The sequence below is a fragment of the Mucilaginibacter ginsenosidivorax genome, assembly GCF_007971525.1.
GTDB classification, from domain to species: domain Bacteria; phylum Bacteroidota; class Bacteroidia; order Sphingobacteriales; family Sphingobacteriaceae; genus Mucilaginibacter; species Mucilaginibacter ginsenosidivorax.
Genome location: NZ_CP042437.1, coordinates 1,535,779 through 1,554,860 on the forward strand (window position 1 = coordinate 1,535,779; position 19,082 = coordinate 1,554,860).

The 19,082-nt window shown below is 43.5% G+C and carries 18 protein-coding genes; 8 read left to right on the forward strand and 10 right to left on the reverse strand.

What is annotated here, in order from left to right; all coding sequences use genetic code 11:
- The first annotated feature begins 29 nt into the window (after positions 1 to 29).
- Together gpmI and FSB76_RS06340 are read left to right on the forward strand one after the other, a co-directional pair.
- Positions 30 to 1,553 (forward strand): 2,3-bisphosphoglycerate-independent phosphoglycerate mutase, encoded by a 1,524-nt coding sequence (gpmI, locus tag FSB76_RS06335; RefSeq protein ID WP_147052766.1) that lies wholly within the window; start codon positions 30 to 32, stop codon positions 1,551 to 1,553.
- On the forward strand, positions 1,540 to 2,100 hold the full coding sequence (locus tag FSB76_RS06340) for a hypothetical protein (RefSeq protein WP_147052768.1): 561 nt from the start codon (positions 1,540 to 1,542) through the stop codon (positions 2,098 to 2,100). The genes gpmI and FSB76_RS06340 overlap by 14 nt, the downstream gene beginning before the upstream one ends.
- Before the next feature lie 16 nt (positions 2,101 to 2,116).
- Here FSB76_RS06340 and FSB76_RS06345 read toward each other — a convergent pair whose 3' ends face one another.
- Entirely contained in the window at positions 2,117 to 2,758 is a 642-nt protein-coding gene (locus FSB76_RS06345; RefSeq protein ID WP_158642854.1) for a tetratricopeptide repeat protein, read from the reverse strand.
- A gap of 364 nt (positions 2,759 to 3,122) precedes the next feature.
- On the opposite strand from FSB76_RS06345, the gene lon reads away from it, so the two are divergent.
- Positions 3,123 to 5,597: an endopeptidase La gene (gene lon, locus FSB76_RS06350; RefSeq protein ID WP_147052772.1), complete on the forward strand. Its 2,475-nt coding sequence runs from the start codon at positions 3,123 to 3,125 to the stop codon at positions 5,595 to 5,597.
- Between the two features lie 229 nt (positions 5,598 to 5,826).
- Positions 5,827 to 6,435, forward strand: coding sequence for a hypothetical protein (locus FSB76_RS06355; protein WP_147052774.1), 609 nt, complete (start codon positions 5,827 to 5,829; stop codon positions 6,433 to 6,435).
- A gap of 517 nt (positions 6,436 to 6,952) precedes the next feature.
- On the opposite strand, the gene hisS is transcribed toward FSB76_RS06355, so the two are convergent.
- Entirely contained in the window at positions 6,953 to 8,326 is a 1,374-nt protein-coding gene (gene hisS, locus FSB76_RS06360; protein ID WP_147052776.1) for a histidine--tRNA ligase, read from the reverse strand.
- 437 nt (positions 8,327 to 8,763) lie between these two features.
- Here hisS and FSB76_RS06365 point away from each other — a divergent pair, with 437 nt between their 5' ends.
- Positions 8,764 to 9,273 carry a GNAT family N-acetyltransferase gene (locus tag FSB76_RS06365; protein ID WP_158642855.1) on the forward strand — a complete coding sequence of 170 codons (510 nt, stop codon included), beginning with the start codon at positions 8,764 to 8,766 and terminating at the stop codon, positions 9,271 to 9,273.
- Positions 9,274 to 9,916: 643 nt separating this feature from the next.
- Here FSB76_RS06365 and FSB76_RS06370 read toward each other — a convergent pair.
- From FSB76_RS06370 to FSB76_RS06390, 5 genes are all read right to left on the reverse strand, one after another.
- Positions 9,917 to 10,357 carry a low molecular weight protein-tyrosine-phosphatase gene (locus FSB76_RS06370; protein WP_147052780.1) on the reverse strand — a complete coding sequence of 147 codons (441 nt, stop codon included), beginning with the start codon at positions 10,355 to 10,357 and terminating at the stop codon, positions 9,917 to 9,919.
- Positions 10,358 to 10,464: 107 nt separating this feature from the next.
- A complete protein-coding gene (locus FSB76_RS06375; protein ID WP_147052782.1) occupies positions 10,465 to 11,259 on the reverse strand; it encodes a S1/P1 nuclease in 795 nt (264 codons plus the stop codon).
- Positions 11,259 to 11,828: a fumarate hydratase gene (locus FSB76_RS06380; protein ID WP_147052784.1), complete on the reverse strand. Its 570-nt coding sequence runs from the start codon at positions 11,826 to 11,828 to the stop codon at positions 11,259 to 11,261. Before FSB76_RS06380 ends, FSB76_RS06375 begins: the two co-directional genes overlap by 1 nt.
- A 108-nt stretch (positions 11,829 to 11,936) precedes the next feature.
- Positions 11,937 to 13,331, reverse strand: coding sequence for a class II fumarate hydratase (gene fumC, locus FSB76_RS06385; RefSeq protein WP_147052786.1), 1,395 nt, complete (start codon positions 13,329 to 13,331; stop codon positions 11,937 to 11,939).
- 149 nt (positions 13,332 to 13,480) lie between these two features.
- Positions 13,481 to 14,566 carry a hypothetical protein gene (locus FSB76_RS06390; protein WP_147052788.1) on the reverse strand — a complete coding sequence of 362 codons (1,086 nt, stop codon included), beginning with the start codon at positions 14,564 to 14,566 and terminating at the stop codon, positions 13,481 to 13,483.
- A gap of 239 nt (positions 14,567 to 14,805) precedes the next feature.
- Here FSB76_RS06390 and FSB76_RS32935 point away from each other — a divergent pair, with 239 nt between their 5' ends.
- Entirely contained in the window at positions 14,806 to 15,084 is a 279-nt protein-coding gene (locus FSB76_RS32935) for a type II toxin-antitoxin system HigB family toxin (protein ID WP_225976436.1), read from the forward strand.
- A complete protein-coding gene (locus FSB76_RS06400; protein WP_147052790.1) occupies positions 15,084 to 15,536 on the forward strand; it encodes a helix-turn-helix domain-containing protein in 453 nt (150 codons plus the stop codon). The genes FSB76_RS32935 and FSB76_RS06400 overlap by 1 nt, the downstream gene beginning before the upstream one ends.
- An 18-nt stretch (positions 15,537 to 15,554) precedes the next feature.
- On the opposite strand, the gene FSB76_RS06405 is transcribed toward FSB76_RS06400, so the two are convergent.
- Positions 15,555 to 15,935 (reverse strand): YciI family protein, encoded by a 381-nt coding sequence (locus tag FSB76_RS06405; RefSeq protein ID WP_147052792.1) that lies wholly within the window; start codon positions 15,933 to 15,935, stop codon positions 15,555 to 15,557.
- A gap of 490 nt (positions 15,936 to 16,425) precedes the next feature.
- Here FSB76_RS06405 and FSB76_RS06410 point away from each other — a divergent pair, with 490 nt between their 5' ends.
- Entirely contained in the window at positions 16,426 to 17,643 is a 1,218-nt protein-coding gene (locus tag FSB76_RS06410; RefSeq protein ID WP_192910131.1) for a CehA/McbA family metallohydrolase, read from the forward strand.
- Between the two features lie 85 nt (positions 17,644 to 17,728).
- Here the strand turns inward: FSB76_RS06410 and FSB76_RS06415 are convergent, their stop codons facing one another.
- Together FSB76_RS06415 and FSB76_RS06420 are read right to left on the reverse strand one after the other, a co-directional pair.
- Positions 17,729 to 18,022: a hypothetical protein gene (locus FSB76_RS06415; protein WP_147052794.1), complete on the reverse strand. Its 294-nt coding sequence runs from the start codon at positions 18,020 to 18,022 to the stop codon at positions 17,729 to 17,731.
- Between the two features lie 2 nt (positions 18,023 to 18,024).
- Positions 18,025 to 19,047 carry a tetratricopeptide repeat protein gene (locus tag FSB76_RS06420; protein WP_147052796.1) on the reverse strand — a complete coding sequence of 341 codons (1,023 nt, stop codon included), beginning with the start codon at positions 19,045 to 19,047 and terminating at the stop codon, positions 18,025 to 18,027.
- Between the last annotated feature and the right edge of the window lie 35 nt (positions 19,048 to 19,082).

Below are 19,082 nucleotides of genomic sequence, written 5' to 3' on the forward strand. Positions count from 1 at the left end.
AAGTACATTGTTGCATTTATATTTGCAATGTGGAAAATAAAAAAAAACTCGCATTAATTATCCTCGATGGCTGGGGTTACGGCCGTAACGATCAATCGAACGCTATACTTGCCGCCAACACGCCTTTTGTTGACATGATGCTGCAAACTTATCCAAACTCCAAACTGGAAGCTTCGGGTATGGCAGTTGGCTTGCCGGCCGGGCAAATGGGTAACTCCGAAGTTGGGCATATGAATCTTGGTGCAGGCCGTGTGGTTTACCAGGAATTGGGCCGCATTCATAAAGCGGTTGATGATAACGAATTACCTACCATCCCGGTATTAAAGGATGCTTTTGAATACGCCAAACAAAACAATAAGGATGTTCACTTCATTGGTTTGGTATCTGATGGTGGTGTTCACTCACACATCAGGCATGTAAAGGGCCTTTGCGATGCAGCAAAACAGCTGGATGTAAACAACGTATTTATTCATGCCTTTTTAGACGGACGCGATACCGACCCTAAATCGGGCTTAGGTTTTGTTACCGAACTGGAACAACATATAGCAGGCACATCTGCACAAATAGCTACCGCCATTGGCCGTTACTATGCTATGGACCGCGACAATCGCTGGGAACGTGTTAAACTGGCTTATGACCTGATGGTTAACGGCGAAGGTGAAGCCACGCAGCACATTACCGACCTGATCAAAAAATCATACGAAGAGGGCGTTACCGACGAATTTATAAAACCAATAGTAAAGGTTGATGCCGATGGTAAGCCTTTAACTGTTATAAAAGATGGCGATGTGGTTATCTGTTTTAATTTCCGGACAGACAGGGGCCGCGAGATTAGCCTGGCATTAACCCAAAAGTCGTTCCCGGAATACAATCTGCACCCGTTAAACATCCGTTACATCACCATGGTACCTTATGATGAAACGTTTAAAAATGTGCAGGTAGTTTTCAATAAAGAAGACCTGACCAAAACACTAGGCGAAATTTTACAGAATGCTGGTAAAACGCAGATCCGTATTGCCGAGACCGAAAAATATCCTCACGTAACCTTCTTTTTCTCGGGCGGACGCGAGCGCGAGTTTGACAACGAAAAACGCTTGCTGGTACCATCGCCTAAGGTAGCCACTTATGATTTGCAGCCAGAGATGAGCGCGGCAGGCATTCGCGATGCTATAATTCCTGAACTGGAAAGCGGCTGGCCCGATTTTGTTTGCCTGAACTTCGCCAATACCGATATGGTTGGCCACACAGGTGTTTTTAGCGCCGTTGTTAAAGCAGCCGAAACGGCAGATGCCTGTACAAAAGCAGTTGTTGAGGCTGGTTTAGCCAATGGCTATAGCTTCATCATCATTGCCGATCACGGTAACGCCGACTATATGATTAACGATGATGGAACGCCAAACACCGCCCACACCACCAACCTGGTGCCGTGTATCATCATAGACAAAGATGTAACCCATGTAAACGATGGCAAACTGGGCGATATTGCACCTACCATTTTAAAAATCCTGGGTGTTGATATCCCCGCGGAAATGACCGGTAATGTATTGGTATAAACTGAAACTAACTTATAATGCCACCCTATTGGGTGGCATTTTGCTTTTATCGGGTTTGCAAGCCTGCAGGCCCGATAAAACGCAATCAAACGGTAAGCTGAAATATTTTGATATAGCCGGGTATTTTAAAGCCGATACGGCCAGGCTAACCAAGCTAAATCCGCAGGTTGACAAAACTGTTACCCACAACGGGGTAACAGAAAACAAAACCGTACAAATTGCCAACTGGGGGCAAGAATTTAACCTCTTCATCCTTTCAGACATTAACCGCCCGGCCTGGAAAAACAGCTACAGCATTTTAAACACCGATTCGCTGATCATTTATCGCGCCAAAACACCTGATTTGCGTACAACCGAGGTGATGATTAAAAAAGACGGCGATAAAGTAAAATGGATTGTAATATTTAACCATACTAAAAACCTGCTTTACGAAACCCGCGAAAAATTAAGCTACTTTCCCGATTCGGTTTACCAGATAGAAAAATCACAGCAGGTGAGGCTGATGGGGAAGAATTTGTATAGGATAAAGGGAGTTTTAAAACACTAAATTATCACGGCGACTATTAATGCTTGGTAGCCGCAGTTAAGCTTGCCTGGGTCAGTTTTTCTTTAGACTGATCGATGAGTGCAGCGATATCATTCCGGCCGGGGTTGGCATTCAATATCTTTTCCAGATCGGCAATTGATGCTTTTAATGAATTTATACCGCGGCTTCTGTCATAAAAGCGGGAATTTGTTTGAAGCTTGAACATGCCATAATCACGATAAGCTATACCCCTGTTTTGATAGTATTTACTATCGCCCGGATCATCGTTGATAGATATGGCTTTGGTAAGGTCTACAATCGCTCCCAATAAATATAGCTCTTTATCGGCATCTTTAGTTTGGTTGTCTTTACCCAGATAGCTTTTTGCACGGGCCCTGTAATAGTAAGCGGTAGCATCGGCCGGCTTTATGGCAATTACGCGGGTATAGGCCGTTATTGATTTTTTGTAGTTATCGCTGTGATAGTAAGAATAGCCCAACATCCACAGGGCATTGGCATTGGTAGAATCGGTAATGCAGGCTTTTTCGAGGTGAGCCACTGCCGATCTGAAATCACCGTCCATAACAGCTTGCTGCCCCATTTTCACATAAGCACTTTGTGCCAATGTAGTTTCAATGGTTGACAGTAGCAGGAATGGTAAAATAACTGAAAGCCTCATCAACGGATTAATGGTGAACAAATGTATATCATTAACTAACATTACCTCGAATTATTATGCCAAAATTAAATTTATTAAAAATAATTTCATCGGGCAGCTCGATCGGGAAAGCGATACTATGACTTTTTTTCATCTTTAGCAACAAAATCCTGTTTATTTAAAAAATTGGTGTTAAATTTACAATTACCACATAATCAAAATATTACAGCACCAAATCAATTGTTATTTGTTATTAACATAACTTGGCACAGCTCTTGAAACATAATGCAGCACAGGTTTTAACCATCAATTACCTGTATATTACAAGCCCTGCAATTTTATGGGCTGACAACATGACGTTATTTTCTACACAAAAAATATATTAATGAGTTTCGATCCATTCGATTTTAAAAACGCTTTACCGGTTATTAACGAAGACTCTGAGTTTTTTCCCTTAATGTCTACCGAAGACGAGGAGGAAATGAACAATGAGCAACTGCCTGATATACTGGCTATTTTGCCCCTGCGCAATACGGTGCTGTTTCCTGGGGTTGTAATCCCGATAACTGTTGGCCGCGACAAATCAATCAAACTAATTCGCGACGCCAATAAAGGCAACCGGATGATTGGGGTGGTTGCGCAACAGGATGTGGGTATTGAAGACCCCAATTTTAGCCAGCTAAACAAAGTAGGTACCATTGCGCTCATCATCAAAATGCTGCAAATGCCCGATGGTAACACCACCGTTATTCTGCAGGGTAAAAAACGTTTTGTTTTAAAAGATGAAGTTCAGTCAGAGCCTTATATTAAAGCAACCGTTGAGCCTTTTCACGAAACCAAAATAAAAGAAGACAAAGAGTTTAAAGCCATGGTATCGTCTATAAAAGACATGGCCATGAATATTATCCAGCTATCGCCAAATATCCCCAGCGAAGCCGGCATAGCTATCCGCAATATTGAAAGCACTTCATTTTTGATCAACTTTATATCGTCAAACATGAATGCCGATATGGCGGCCAAGCAACGCTTACTGGAGGTTGCCAGTTTGCGCGAAAGGATTAACCTGGTACTGGAACACCTTACCCTTGATTTGCAGATGCTGGAGTTAAAAAACCAGATTCAAAGCAAGGTACGTGTTGATTTGGATAAGCAACAACGCGATTATTTTTTAAATCAACAGCTTAAAACCATACAGGAAGAGTTGGGCGGAAATTCCCCTGATTTGGAGATAGATAGTTTACGCCAGAGGGCCGTTAAAAAGAAATGGGCTAAAGAGGTTAAAGACCATTTTGCCAAAGAATTGGAGAAACTTGCCCGCACTAACCCTGCCGCTGCAGATTACTCGGTACAGATAAATTACCTGGAGCTATTGCTTGATTTGCCATGGAACGAGTTTACAAAAGATAACTTCGACCTGAAACGCGCCCAAAAGGTTTTGGATAAAGACCACTTTGGACTTGATAAGGTTAAACAACGCATTATTGAATACCTGGCCGTGCTTAAGTTAAAGCGCGATATGAAGGCGCCTATCCTTTGCCTGGTTGGCCCTCCCGGAGTTGGTAAAACGTCGTTGGGTAAATCTATCGCCAAGGCTTTAGGCCGCAAATATGTACGTATGGCATTGGGTGGTATCCGCGACGAAGCAGAGATTCGTGGCCACCGTAAAACCTACATTGGCGCTATGCCGGGCCGCATTATCCAATCGGTAAAAAAAGCAGGGGCGGCCAATCCTGTTTTTATTTTAGACGAGATTGATAAAGTAGGAAACGATTTCCGCGGAGACCCTTCTTCGGCTTTATTGGAAGTGCTTGACCCCGAACAGAACAGCACTTTTTATGATCACTATGTTGAGATGGATTTTGATTTATCAAACGTAATGTTCATTGCAACCGCTAACTCCCTGAGCAGTATCCAGCCTGCGCTTTTAGACAGGATGGAGATTATTGAGGTGAACGGCTATACCATCGAAGAAAAAATAGAAATTGCCAAACAACACCTTGTACCCAAACAACGCGACGCGCATGGCCTGAAATTAAAGGACATTGCCCTTAAAAGCGATATCCTTGAAAAAATCATTGTTGATTATACCCGCGAATCGGGCGTACGTGCGCTGGAGAAAAAGATAGGCTCGGTAGTGCGTGGCATTGCCAAAAACATCGCTTTGGAAGAGGCCTACAACCCGGCAGTAAACAAAAAGGATATCGAAAAAATATTGGGTGCGCCAATATTTGATAAAGACCTTTACGAAGGCAACGATGTGGCCGGCGTTGTAACAGGCCTGGCCTGGACATCGGTAGGCGGCGACATCCTGTTCATTGAAGCAAGCCTGAGCCCTGGTAAAGGCCGTTTAACACTTACCGGCAGCCTGGGCGATGTGATGAAAGAATCGGTAACTATTGCTCTTGCATATTTAAGGGCGCATGCAAGTTACTTTGACATCAACCCGAAACTTTTTGACCTTTGGGATGTGCATGTACACGTGCCGGCAGGTGCCACACCAAAGGATGGCCCATCGGCAGGTATCACGATGCTTACAGCGCTGGTTTCGGCATTTACGCAACGTAAAGTAAAACCTAACCTGGCCATGACAGGCGAGATAACCCTGCGCGGCCGCGTTTTGGCAGTTGGTGGCATCAGGGAAAAAATACTTGCTGCAAAACGCGCCAATATCAAAGAGATCATTCTATGCAAATCAAACCAGAAAGATATCCTGGAAATTAAAGAGGACTATATAAAAGATTTGAATTTTCATTATGTAACCGATATGCGCGATGTGATTAAGCTTGCGTTACTGGAAGAAAAAGTAACCGAGCCGCTTGACCTTACGGTTAAAGAAGAGACAAAACCCGTTTTGAATTAAAACAAAAAATAATACAAAAAAGGTGTCTTACGAGGCGCCTTTTTTGTTTATAATGTGATGTATTGCTTTTAAGCAACCATGGGCGAATACCTGTTTTAATTACCGTTTATTTAGCTCATTATCAACCCAGCACCTTTGCGTAAACCAGCAAATCATCATTTTTGAAACCTTTTATGCCCCATAAGCGTAATACAGCATGAATTGTATATTAATTCTACTTACCTAAAGAATGAAAAAAACTTTTACTCTTAACGGAATTATTCTGATCCTGCTCCTATTGTCCGGCCTTGGCGTATCAGCACAAATTGTTGAGCCCAATATGACGGATACTGTTAAAAAATCGCATCCTACAGGTACTAATAATAAGGTGGTTATAGATACTACCAAAGCAGATTCAACCAGTTCTGAACCGGAAGGCGACCGTGCCCAAACGGCTTTTTTTGAGGTTGGCGGTCCTGGCCTGGCATTAACGGTAAATTACGATATGCGCTTCGGGCACAGGCGCAACGGCCTGGGTTTTAGGGTTGGTGCCGGTTATTTTGCAACCGACGGCAACGATGTATTTTCGGTACCGATACAAATTAATTACCTGTTTGGAAAAGGCAACAGCCTCATTGAACTTGGTGGCGGCACTACCTTTTTAAACTCGCACGGTAACAGCAATGGCAAAACATTCATTTTCGACAGAGTTACCGGCTTTATTGGCACGGCAACAATAGGCTACCGTTACCAGCCCCAGGAACGGGGCATCAACCTGCGAATAGGTTTTGTACCCATATTTTACGACGAGGGCATTATTGCAGCCGGCGGTATTAGCGTGGGCTACACGTTTAAATAAGTTTTCTCGGAAAGTTGTATAAAAATGTCATCCTGATTACTCAAGATCTCGCAGGACGGCATCTCACATGCTGCCCGCCTCGCATATAGCAAATCTGCAAGTAGGATGCCGAAACAAGTCATTCATGATAGATCCTATTTTCCTGTCATCCTGAGTGGTAAAATTTTGCGAAATTCTGAAGGAGGAATGACAACGATTTAATCCCCAATGTCATGCCGAACTTGTTTCGGCACCCCAAATGCTAAGTATACTTCATGCGGGTCACCTGTCCTGTGGGATCCCGAAACAAGTTCGGGATGACTTCCATTTTTCAACTTGTCATGGGTAGGAACGAAGGATCTATAGGCTGCGCATGACCGACAGAAAAGTTCGCGAATAGATCTTTCGTACTTCAGGATGACAGTGTTTTATTTTTGAATATCAACCTGTTCGGAAGCCGCGAATTTTACTACTGAGCATGACAAATCTGGAAGGGATGCCATTGTCCAAACCCATAAGTATTCCAAACAGCTGTTATTTACCTCGCCATCCTGCTAACAATCTCTTCCGCAGTTAATTTCTCCTGCACGCCGCTGCTCATATCTTTAAAAGTTAATAAACCGCTTTGCATTTCATCGCCACCGATAACTACAGTGTAGGGGATATTTTTGTTATTGGCGTAGTCTAACTGTTTTTTGATTTTGGCGCCGGCCGGGTAAAGTTCCGTATTAACATTTTGGCGGCGCAATTGCTGCAGTAACGGCAAGGCGTAGGTTTCGCCCTCCTTATCAAAGTTACAGATCAGCACCTGGGTGCTTTGGTTGGCGGCTGTTGGGAAAAGGTTTAGTTCTTCCAAAACGTCATAAATCCTGTCGGCACCGAAGGAAATACCTACACCGGTAAGGCCTTTGAGGCCAAACATGCCCGTAAGGTCATCATACCGGCCGCCACCACCGATGCTGCCCATGGCTGCCTCGTTTGTTTTTACCTCAAATATGGCGCCTGTGTAATAGTTTAAGCCACGGGCAAGGGTTATATCCAGTTCGAGCGTTGCGGTTTGCAGCGGGCAACTTTCAATGTATTTAAAAACTGTCTCTATCTCGTCACAGCCTTTAAGGCCGATATCTGACTGGGCCAATGCTTCGCGCAGGCTTTGCAGTTTTTCGGCATTGGTACCTTGCAGTAAAATGACCGGTTTTATTTTTTCAACGTCGGCTTCGGTAAAGCCACGTTCTATCAATTCTTTGGTGACGCCATCCAGGCCTATTTTGTCCAGCTTGTCAATCGCAACGGTTAGGTCGATAATGTTATCGGCCTTGTCAATGATTTGGGCTATCCCCGTCAGAATTTTGCGGTTATTAATCTTGATGGTAAAATCTTTAAGGCCTAATTTGCCTAAGGCTTCGTCGTAGATCAGTACAAACTCCGCTTCGTTCAGCAAAGAATCCGAGCCTACCACATCAGCATCGCACTGGTAAAATTCACGGTAACGGCCACGCTGTGGCCTGTCGGCACGCCAAACCGGTTGCACCTGGAAGCGCTTGAACGGGAAGGTGATCTCGTTCTGGTGCATTACTACGTAGCGGGCGAAAGGTACAGTTAGATCGTAACGCAGGGCCTTTTCAGAAATATCAGAAGCCACGGCATTTGAGTTGAGCGCCGCCAGTTTTTCGGGATTTACCTTGGCCAGGTAATCGCCGCTATTCAGTACTTTAAATATCAGCTTATCTCCTTCTTCACCATATTTACCCAATAATGTTGATGAATTTTCCATGGTTGGGGTTTCTATCTGTTGATAGCCGTATTTACGGAAAACGCTTTTAATAGTATCGAAAATGTAGTTACGCTTCACCATTTCAGCAGGTGAAAAATCGCGGGTGCCTTTAGGTACGGATGGTTTGATGGATGCCATGCGGCAAATGTACAAAAAAGCAAATTATACGTTTTGCAAAATTGGGTGCGGGCAGGTAGCTGTACACTGGCCACAAAAACGCAAAAAATGTCCCTTTGAATGCCGTGAAATCTAAACTGTTGGCAATAACCTTTTGAATGCGTTTAACCCGGGAAAAATAACAGATTTTGTGCTAACCATGAAAAACATTCAAATAATTGATTATCAAATATTTATCTTATAATATTTTAAAAAAGTGTTAAGTTATGTTAACCCTGTCTCAATACATTTATACTACTATGCAGGGCCCCGACGATTGAAGATGCCAGATCGTCAACCTTTAAACCTCTGCGATATCTAATCGGGTATCCGGACAAATGATCCCGAATACTTTATATGACACTCTTTTTACCGTCGGCAATTTTAACCAATGCCCAATTAACATATTTTTGAAGGCCATGAACATTATCACTCAAACGCCCCGCTTGTTGATCCGCGAATTTACTACTGCCGACGAAGCCCTGTCCCTGATTATGGATGAGGACGAACGTCTTACGCAATACGTAAAAAAGCGCACCCCCGCCGAAAGCAAGCAGGTGTTTAAGGATACGCTAAAAGATTACAAAAACAAAACCGGCCTTGGCCGCTGGGGAATTTTCAACGTGGCCGATAATGATTTCATTGGCGTATGCATGCTAAAACCCAGCGAATCCGATGGCGATAAAATTGAATTGGGCTACCGGCTGCATCTTAAATATTGGGGACAAGGCATCGCCACCGAACTTTCAAAGGCTTTGATTAATTACGGTTTCAACAAAGTTGGGTTAACAGAAATTTATGCCGTTACCCATCCGCATAACGCCGCTTCGCAAAAGGTTTTGTTAAAAGCCGGCCTGCAACGTTTCGGCGAAGCTTTTTGGTATGGAGAGGATTTGCCGTTTTTTAGGGTAAGAAAAGGGGCGATTTAATTACTACATTGCTTTAGGGAGTACAACGAGATTTATTTGTAATAAATGACATCGGCCCGCTCATTCGCCGCGGGAGGGCTTGTTACTTTGTCTTGATACAAAGTAACCAAGGCCGAGCATAGCGAGATAATGAGCACCAAAAAAAACAAATAATAAACGAATAAATCAAGTCAGCAGAAATGCTTCTTTGCGCTCAAGGCCTTTGCCCGGCAAAACGGTCAAAACCTGGGCTGGAATTATTTTGCCCTCACCCACTTAGAACCACACACGCGCAAAAACTTCCTATGCCCTGCAGCCGCACGGCCCCGCATCGTTTTGACCGTTTTCACCCGAAGCTGTTCTACTGACACATTGAGGAACACGAAAACTAAATATTAGGGAAAAGCCGCAGTTAAATTTTCGTAAATTCGAAAAATCACGAACAGATAAAAGACGAGACGATTTACAGCTAAATTCTGTTTATTCTTTAATTCTAAAAATTCAGGTTCAGACAAACGCGATAGGGATCGGCGCGGATACCGGCAAATGTGGCTAAGGCCTGTGCAGTATGAGCATAGAGCCCGGGCCGCAGGCATCGCCATGGGATAAGTCAAAACTCGAAAAAATCCCGGACGACGAATCAAGAATTTCCTAACGATCTTTTTTACTTCCCCGTTAACTCCCTTATAATATCCTTACATCCAACTTTTATCAGCTCAAATACCGGTTCAAACTGGGTGTCATCGTGGTATGGATCGGGCACAATTTTATCGCCTAACAGGAGTTTTACTTTTTGTGCATGTTCGTCATTGCGGGCCATGTCCAGGATATCGCTAAGGTTGTACTTATCCATCACAAAAATATGGTCAAACTCGTCGAAGTCGCTTTTCCTGAACAGGCGGCAAATTTGCCCGCTTATATCAATTCCGTGGTTTCGCGCCGCGCGTACTGAGCGCCTGTCGGGTCCCTCGCCTACGTGCCAGTTTCCGGTGCCGGCCGAATCAACCTGCCAGCCCAAACCCTGCTCGTCGCTCAGGTGCTGCATTATCCCCTCGGCCAGCGGCGAACGGCAGATGTTACCGAGGCATACCATTAGTATTTTCATTTCTTTTTGAGGTAAAAGGGTAAAGGCGAAAGGTAAAAGGCGAAAGAGTTTTTGGATCAGCAATACTAACCTTTTGCCTTTAACCTTTTACCTTTCGCCTCCAAAAATCAACCAAACAACTGATTCAGCACTCCTGCCAGCCGGATGCCGGCTTTAAGGAGTTGTTGATTCAGTGTGGCTATGTGGTTAAAATTGTATTTGTAAGTAAGGTTATCGCCCGGTTTAATGTCGGCATAAAACTTTTCGGCCAGTTGGTTGCTTTCAAACAGCCATTGGCTTATTGGGGCTTTTTGCAGGGCGGCGCGCTGGGCGGCGGTGCTGTGGTTTATCCAGGCGGCATATTCGGTATAGCTTAATTGCTGGTTATCTATCAGCTGGCTATCCCAAACCGAGTGCAGGTTGCTATCCTTGCCAAACCATTGTACTTTAAAGTCGTTACCGCCTTTATCGCTGGTGTGGCCTGTATGAAAGGGCTGGTGCACATCCTCAACAATATGGATCAGCATACGCAGGTAAAGCAGTTTGTTGGCTTTGGTTGTGCTTTTATTTTTAAGACCGGCTATCAAAAAATTCATTTTGGTATAGGCATCAGTAGCTGTATCGGCTTTTAAATAGGTTTGCAATTCGGGATAGGTGTAAGCCTTATCCAGGTCGATAAAATGCCAGTTGTACAGGTAGCCGTAAGCAGGGTCCGACTTAATAAAATCGGCCCAGTTGCTGGTAATAGCTATCGACTCGTCACCTAAAATAGCCTGTATAGCTTTGCGTGCCTTGGGCGTTAAATAGCTATCGGCTATCTGGCCGCAAATGCGGTGGCCGTTGGTACCCCATGCCATGCTTTGTACCGGGATGTAGCATATGGCTACAAAAAAAACGATTTTTTTTAAGATTGATGTTTTCATTATAATGGTTTTGGGATGCAGCTTGTTTTTTTAACCAAACGCGCGTTAATGGGTATTACGCTTGATGTACTTGTAAATTGAATGAGCGAATCTTTAGTTTGTTTTACTTTAAAAAACTCCTCGTAATCGCCCCAGCGGAAACAGGTTTTCTCGTCTTTGTAACTCAGGTTGGCGTTGCAAAATTCGCCTTTAAGATGCAGGGTATCCAGCTTTTGGGAATAGGTGCCGCGGATGTACTCGTCCCAATGCCCCTTATTCATGCAGGTATCGGCACCATAGTTTACCTTGCTTACGGTACTTATCTTCATCACAAACGAATCGCAGCTAAATTTAATATCGTACAGCGAATAGGTAACTAACCTCTTCTCTGCCGGAACCGAATCCTGCTTCCACTCGCCCTGTAAATAAGTTAATCCTGGCTTTTGCATGTTAGGGTTCATGCTGCAGCCGCTGAGGTAAACGGCGAAAGGTAAAAGGTAAAAGGCTTTATTGAGGCAAAAGGTGAAAGGCGAAAGGTGAAAGTTTTTTTTGCTGAAAGCCGAAGGCTGAAAGTGAAAAGCCTTTTTCATCGTCGGAGCTGAAAGAAAATCGTTCAGGGGATTTAGCATAAACTTGCTATTCAAAAGCAGTAAATCAAAAGCCCCTCTCCTTCAGGAGAGGGGTTGGGGTGAGGATTCTTATAAGCTACCTATCATATTTTCGGGGCGAACCCATTGGTCAAACTGCTCGTTGGTTAACAGGCCCAGGCCAATGGCGGCTTCGCGCAGTGATTTATTTTCTTTTAACGCGGTTTTGGCAATTTTGGCGGCATTCTCGTAACCAATATGCGGGTTAAGCGCTGTAACCAGCATCAGCGAGTTTTCGAGGTGCTTTTTAATACCATCGTAATTTGGCTCGATACCTACAGCGCAATGATCATTGAACGATACGCAGGCATCACCAATTAACCTTGCCGATTGCAGGAAGTTTGCAGCCATAACCGGTTTAAACACGTTCAGTTCGTAATGGCCGTTTGAGCCACCTATAGATATGGTTACATCATTACCCATTACCTGTGCTGCTACCATGGTAACAGCCTCATTTTGGGTTGGGTTAACCTTGCCCGGCATGATAGACGAACCTGGTTCGTTATCGGGGATATGGATTTCGCCGATACCCGAACGCGGACCAGAAGCCAGCATCCTGATATCATTGGCTATTTTCATTAACGATACCGCTATCTGTTTCAGCGCGCCATGGCTCTCTACAATAGCATCGTGAGCGGCCAGGGCCTCAAATTTATTTTCGGCAGTGATGAATGGCAGGCCGGTAAATTGGGCAATATATTCGGCCACCTTAACATCGTAACCTTTTGGGGTGTTGATGCCGGTACCTACTGCCGTACCACCAAGGGCAAGCTCGGACAGGTGATCAAGTGTATTACGCAGGGCTTTTAGGCCATGATTTAATTGCGATACATAACCAGAAAATTCCTGGCCCAATGTAAGCGGCGTAGCATCCATCAAATGGGTACGGCCAATTTTTACTACCGATTTAAAAGCTTCAACCTTAGCCTGCAAAGTATCGCGCAGTTTTTCGATACCGGGGATGGTTACATCCATCAGTATTTTGTACGCCGCGATGTGCATAGCAGTTGGGTAAGTATCGTTTGATGATTGCGATTTGTTTACATCATCATTGGGGTGGATGAAGGTTTTACCTTCACCCAGTTTGTTGCCTTGCAACACGTGAGCGCGATTGGCCACAACCTCGTTTACGTTCATGTTTGATTGTGTGCCCGAGCCTGTTTGCCAGATAACCAGCGGAAACTCTGATGCCAGCGAGCCGGCCAAAATCTCGTCGCAAACCTGCGCTATCAGGTCGCGTTTTTCGGCAGATAGTACGCCTAAGTCGGTATTGGTATAAGCGGCAGCTTTTTTCAGATAAGCAAACGCGTCGATGATCTCTTTGGGCATAGAAGCCTCCGGACCAATTTTAAAGTTGTTGCGTGAACGTTCTGTTTGTGCTCCCCAGTATTTATCGGCAGGTACCTGTACCTCGCCCATGGTATCGTGTTCGGTTCTGAAACTCATAGCATTAAATTTTGCAGGGGCAAAGTTATGCTTTTATCTGATGCGGGAGATGAGGAAATGGTAATCTTTTTTGTGATGGGTGGGGAGTAAAATTTCCATAATGGTTCCTCTCCAATCCCAAGGCTTTCTGTTTAAGCCATTAACATTGGTTATCTAATTTCACCGACTACAATTTGCCTGCTGTAATATTTAAATTGCTGGTGGGCAGTAAAGCGTTGCTTATAGTTAGCGGCAGTGAAAGAAAAACGGTTTAAATGCCAATAATGACCGCCAGTATAAAAACTTACATCATCTAAAGTGTAACCTTTTTGAAAAGGACCTAATACCGATAAATAATGCCCTGCAAAATCATAAATACTAAATACACTTTTAGTAGCATCCTCAAAAGTTCCAAAAACATCCGTTGCATAAATAACGGAAACAGTTTGCTTTACAAAGTCTACACGGATATTGAAATTGTTAACGTTATCCTGCAATTCGGGATGTTGCAATAATTTGTTAGGAAGCAACCTAATTTTAAATGATTGCATTGTTAATACATCGTCTAAATTAATTGGCTTACCAGTAATATGAAGTGTGTAATCATTATATAACTCGACAAACTTAGGGAAATACGGATTTTCGATCCGTCGAATTTCCATCCATGCCGGTTCCTGGCGATTTCCCGGTAGTCCACTTACAATTGTGCCAGGTGCCGAGGCCATCAGCGCAGCTTTGTTGCCAATTAGTTGATTAAAGTAGGTTTGGACTTCTGGCAATAATTTACTTAGGGTATACTTGATAGATATGCGCAAGGGTTGTAGTGGTTGTATTGTTCGAATAGAATTGGTTACCAATGTATGTTGCGCTTTTGCCAGCCGCTGCATGCGATTTAAAGAGGTGTCAGTTTGTTTGCTTAAATGACCAATCAACAGTGCCGAGTGATGCAAACTGGTATCTAATTTTACTTTAAAAACCTGATCAATTGAATCTCGGCGCTTTAAGCTGTCGGCGACATGAATTGCAGTAAGCCGGTCCCGATCCTGGGTTTCAATTTTTTGGTAAAGTCCGCCAACTTTGATTACAATCGTCAGAATGCCAAAAAGTATAATGCCTACTATGGCTATTTTGCCCTGTCTAGTTAATTTACCATCCTTAGGTCTAGTATCATTCATTGCCCCATACATACCGAATGCAATGCTTACTATCGGTAATGATACATCTAAGGTTGAGGTAAATAATTCAACGGTGCCCATTATGAATGATACGATTAGGTTATTGAAATTGTAGTAAACGAACGAATATAAACGTTCTATATTTAACAAGCAAAAAATCAGCAACTTAATTTCTTTTAAATGGACTTACCCGAAAAAACACTGATTCAACAGTTCACATTTTGTGAACTATCTATATATTTGCCAAAAACAGAAGTCCATCTTATCAAAAAACGAACTTAGAAAAGTTTTTAGCCCAATATTCAAGAGTAAAGCCTTCGTTGGAGGATTGGACAGAAAAGTTAAAACTTGCAAATTGGGAGCAGCCAGGTGATATAAAAAAGACTTTTAACACTGTCGACGTTTTAGGTAAAAGCAGTGACTGCGTTATTTTTGATATAGCGGGAAATAGCTCCAGGATGATTTGCAAGTATGTTTTCGGCACAAAACAAGTCCATCTGTTTGTTCGCTGGATTGGCACACATGCCGAATATGACAAAGTTTGTAAAGAAGGTGATCAGTACACAATTAACATTTATCGAATACAGAATCAGCCATAATGAGATATACCATCATCAAAAATAAATCCCAATACGATCAATATTGCGATCAACTGGAAGCCCTGTTGGTAGAGGCAAATAATGATACATTACAGGATGAGATAGACCTGTTAACATTATTGATTGAAAAATACGACGAAGAACATAATACATTTAAAGAAACTGACCCTATCACTTTGTTGAGGTCTTTTATGCACAATCATCATTTAAAACCACAGGATATGACCCTGATATTGGGTATCGGCAAAAGTTATGTATCTGATATTTTAAATTACAAAAAAGGGCTATCCAAAGAGGTGATCAGAAAACTGGCCGACTATTTTAAAGTGCGGCAGGAGGCTTTTAACCGGCCATATAAATTGGTATCACCTATTAACGTGCACTTGCGCAATGCCAGTGTGATGAATACGACTAAGGAATTGAAATACGCTAAAGTAAATTTAAAACATTAGCGCATTTCCGCTGCCCGCCTATTTCGGATACACAAAATTCGTTTGTTCTTCTTTCAGTTTTATAGGTCTTACCTCAATTGTAGCCGAAGCCACGTATTCAAACTCGGGGTTGCCCTTCGCTATTTCCACCGCCTCGGCCAAATCTTTTGCTGTAATATGATAATAGCCAACCTGCACTTCTTTAGCAGGATCAATGGCTGTTTGTGTCCACGTGTTTTCAGTTTTTGAAATAATATAACCTTCCCGCACAATGGGCTGGGCTGCTATTAATTTACCCTCCGCTTTTAGCCGCCCGATATAAGTTTCGCATTTTTTTATAAATGCAAGGTGCTCATCTGCCGATAACGCCGCCTTCGCGTCTCCTGCATTGCGGATGTATAACATAAATTCCCGGCCCATGATTTTTAGGTTTATTAATCAATTTACAAAAATGCCCATTTTATAGCCCGATTAACGATTCCGGCCCCTTACAGGCGTTATTACTTCCGTTAGTTAAGGTACTAAAGATCCGGCAAAAGGGTTGTCTCTGTTTAACAAAATATTTTTTATTCCCGCGGGCTCTCTACCTGTGTCATTTAAGTTATGCGTTTTCAACCCCGTGGGGGTATAACCTTTGTAGAAAAGATAAAAAAATAATGCTCCGTGCCGTAGGTACGGAACTTATGTAGCGTACCTACGGCACGCAAAAATATTGAATTACAAGGGCTACAAATGTTTTGCTCCGATGGAGCAGCCTGTCAATTCCTTAACTTCATAGCCCCAATCTCCCTGTTATATAAATACCTCAGCAAATAGCATTGTCACAATCTTATTCATTTTCCTGACGCTAACATTGAGTTAATATGCATGGGGTAGCTTGGCACCTAAACATACTACCCAATCATTTGATATGACTTTTAACAACTACAAAAAAACAACGCTGGTAAATACATTTCTGCTTATCGTCTGCACATTCGCCTGCAATACAGCATTAGCCCAGGCACCCCACATTAACCCCTGGACAGCAACCGAAGTTGACCAACTGCCGCCAATCGCCAGCCTGAGTAAGGGCGTTTGGCTCAAGGGCGAACTGCATGTGCACTCGCGCCATAGTACCGAATCATCCAATAACCCCATCAGCAAAATCATCGCTTTTTCCAAATCGGCGGGGATTGATTTTGTGGCCATTACCGACCATGATAACCATGTAAACGGCGATGTGGCCCACCACACCTGGGCCGACCCCGAATTTAAATCAGACTCGGTACTGCTGTTTTACAGCGCCGAGTGGACAACCACCCGCGGCCATGGCAATGCCTTCTCGGCCGTACCCTATGATCACCAAAAACTATATGACGTGCGCGACCAGCGTGATGTGGTAGTAGGTGCCGTAAAAAAACAGTTAGGCATCCACCTTTCGGCCAACCACCCAAGCGGGAAAGATCATTTTGGGTATTCGTATGATATGGTTAACTCGATAGAAGTGTGGAACTCGGCTATCTGGTCAAAAAATGCCAATGCCATCATGATTTGGGACGATATGCTATCATCAGGCCGCAAGCTTACCGGCCGCGGCGGGAGCGACGCCCACCATGGCGTTCCAGATTCACCGGATAAGGAAACAAAAAACAGCTACCAGGCCAAGGCCAACTATGTGGGCACCCCAATCACCTGGGTATTTGCCACATCGCGCACCACGCAGGCCGTAATAGACGCCCTTACCAACGGGCGGGTATGCATTAGCCAGAACCCTTACGCGCCACGCGTTGAGTTTTATGCCGATATAAACCAGGATGGTAAAATGGATATGATGATGGGCGACAATGCCAAAGCCACAGGCAAACCTGTAAAATTCCGTGTGCAGCTAACCGGCAAAGTACCTGCCGATGGCGAGTACACCATCAACATCATAAAAAACGGCAATCCTTTTGGCAGCTTTAAAACCACGGGGAAAGCACCCATGATTGAGTTTACAGATTCGCCGGCAACCGTCGAGCGGAGTTATTACCGTGTAGAAGTACAAGGCACACCTACACCCTACCCTCAGGTTCCGGGATCAATGGCTTTGAGCGGTAATATGGTTGGCTTATCAAACCCGATATTTTTTAATTTTGATCCTAATTTTTGATGAGGCAAGTAGGCCACATTAAACACAACTACATCTGGTATAAGGTTGGCCTTATGCACCATGTAGTTTCATACCCTAGTATATTTTATTTTGTATAATATACCCTGCCATTAAAACCGGGCTCTTTTTCATTTACAATCAAAGTAAGTATTAATAACGCAAAACATGTTATAGCAGTTATCTTACAAAAAACAATGGTGTGCAATATGCTTATTTGCTCTTCGTCCAACCCGGCAAAAGCATCATCACCCTTACGTTGAAAATCCTGTACCTGGTATTTGTAACTCACCATGCTGTTTACCCAACCATACACAAAAAACAACGTTAATATCACAAGCACTATCAGCGTCATCGAAAGCATTCGTTGGCTTATCCTCATTATCAAAACTCTCTTTTTGTAGCCGCTACCCAGGCATCCAATGCCGATAGTTTGGCGTTGTTTTCTTTAAACCATTGCAGGTTTTCTTCCTGATTTGTACCTAGGCTAATAAGGTGGGTAAAAGCGGGCATATTATCCGTTTCGGAAAGTTTTTTAAAATAGTCGCCAAGGAAGTTTTTATAGAAGGGATCGCCTTTCTTGTCTTCAAAAGTACTGGCAATACTAAAAAGGCCCTTCAATTGTAGCGTCAGCGAATCGGTTTTAGTTAGATCTTTTTTACCTGATGTGGCGTTAACCACCGTTATCGGCATCAGCAAGTTGGTCCCGTTCAAATCATCTGTTGACACATTAATGGTCACGTTTTTTTCACCAGTTTGCTTTACGCCATAATTGATGATATGCTGAACATATCGGTATGCCTCGGCCGATCTTTTGGTTTGCGGCTCAAGCATCAAAAAACTACACCAGGCCAAAAGTGACACCCCGCGTTTATTTTCATAAAAAGTAGCCAAAGCATACGCGCGCTGGCTGCTGGCATGTTTTGGGTCGAGCTTAATAGCCTCCACCGCATAATTTTCGGACTCGGCATATTTTTTTTGACGCATGCAGGTTATCGCCAGGTTATAATGCAGCCGCTGGTATTGCGGATCAGCCTCTATACCTTTTTTATAATATTCAACAGCCTTATCCGGTTGCTTGTCATCATCATAAATGCTGCCCAGCATATCATAAGCGCCGGCGGATTTTGGATCTAAGGCGAGCAGTTTTTCCAGGTAAGGGATAGCCTCCATTCCCCTGCCCGAACTAAAAAGGCTATAACTAATTTCGTGGTAGGCGCTTGAATATTCAGGATCGATTTTTAAAGCCTCTTTGTATTTGGCAATAGCTTCATCGTATTTGCCGGCATCGTGCAGGGCAATCCCCTCTTTTACCAGGGTTTTGGCATCGTCCTTATTCTGCCCGAAAGCAACCGGCGCACAAGCGATAAACAAAATAAACAGCAGGAATTTGTGATAGGTTTTCATGCCTAAATTTAGGAAGCTGTTTTAATTAAAAGAAA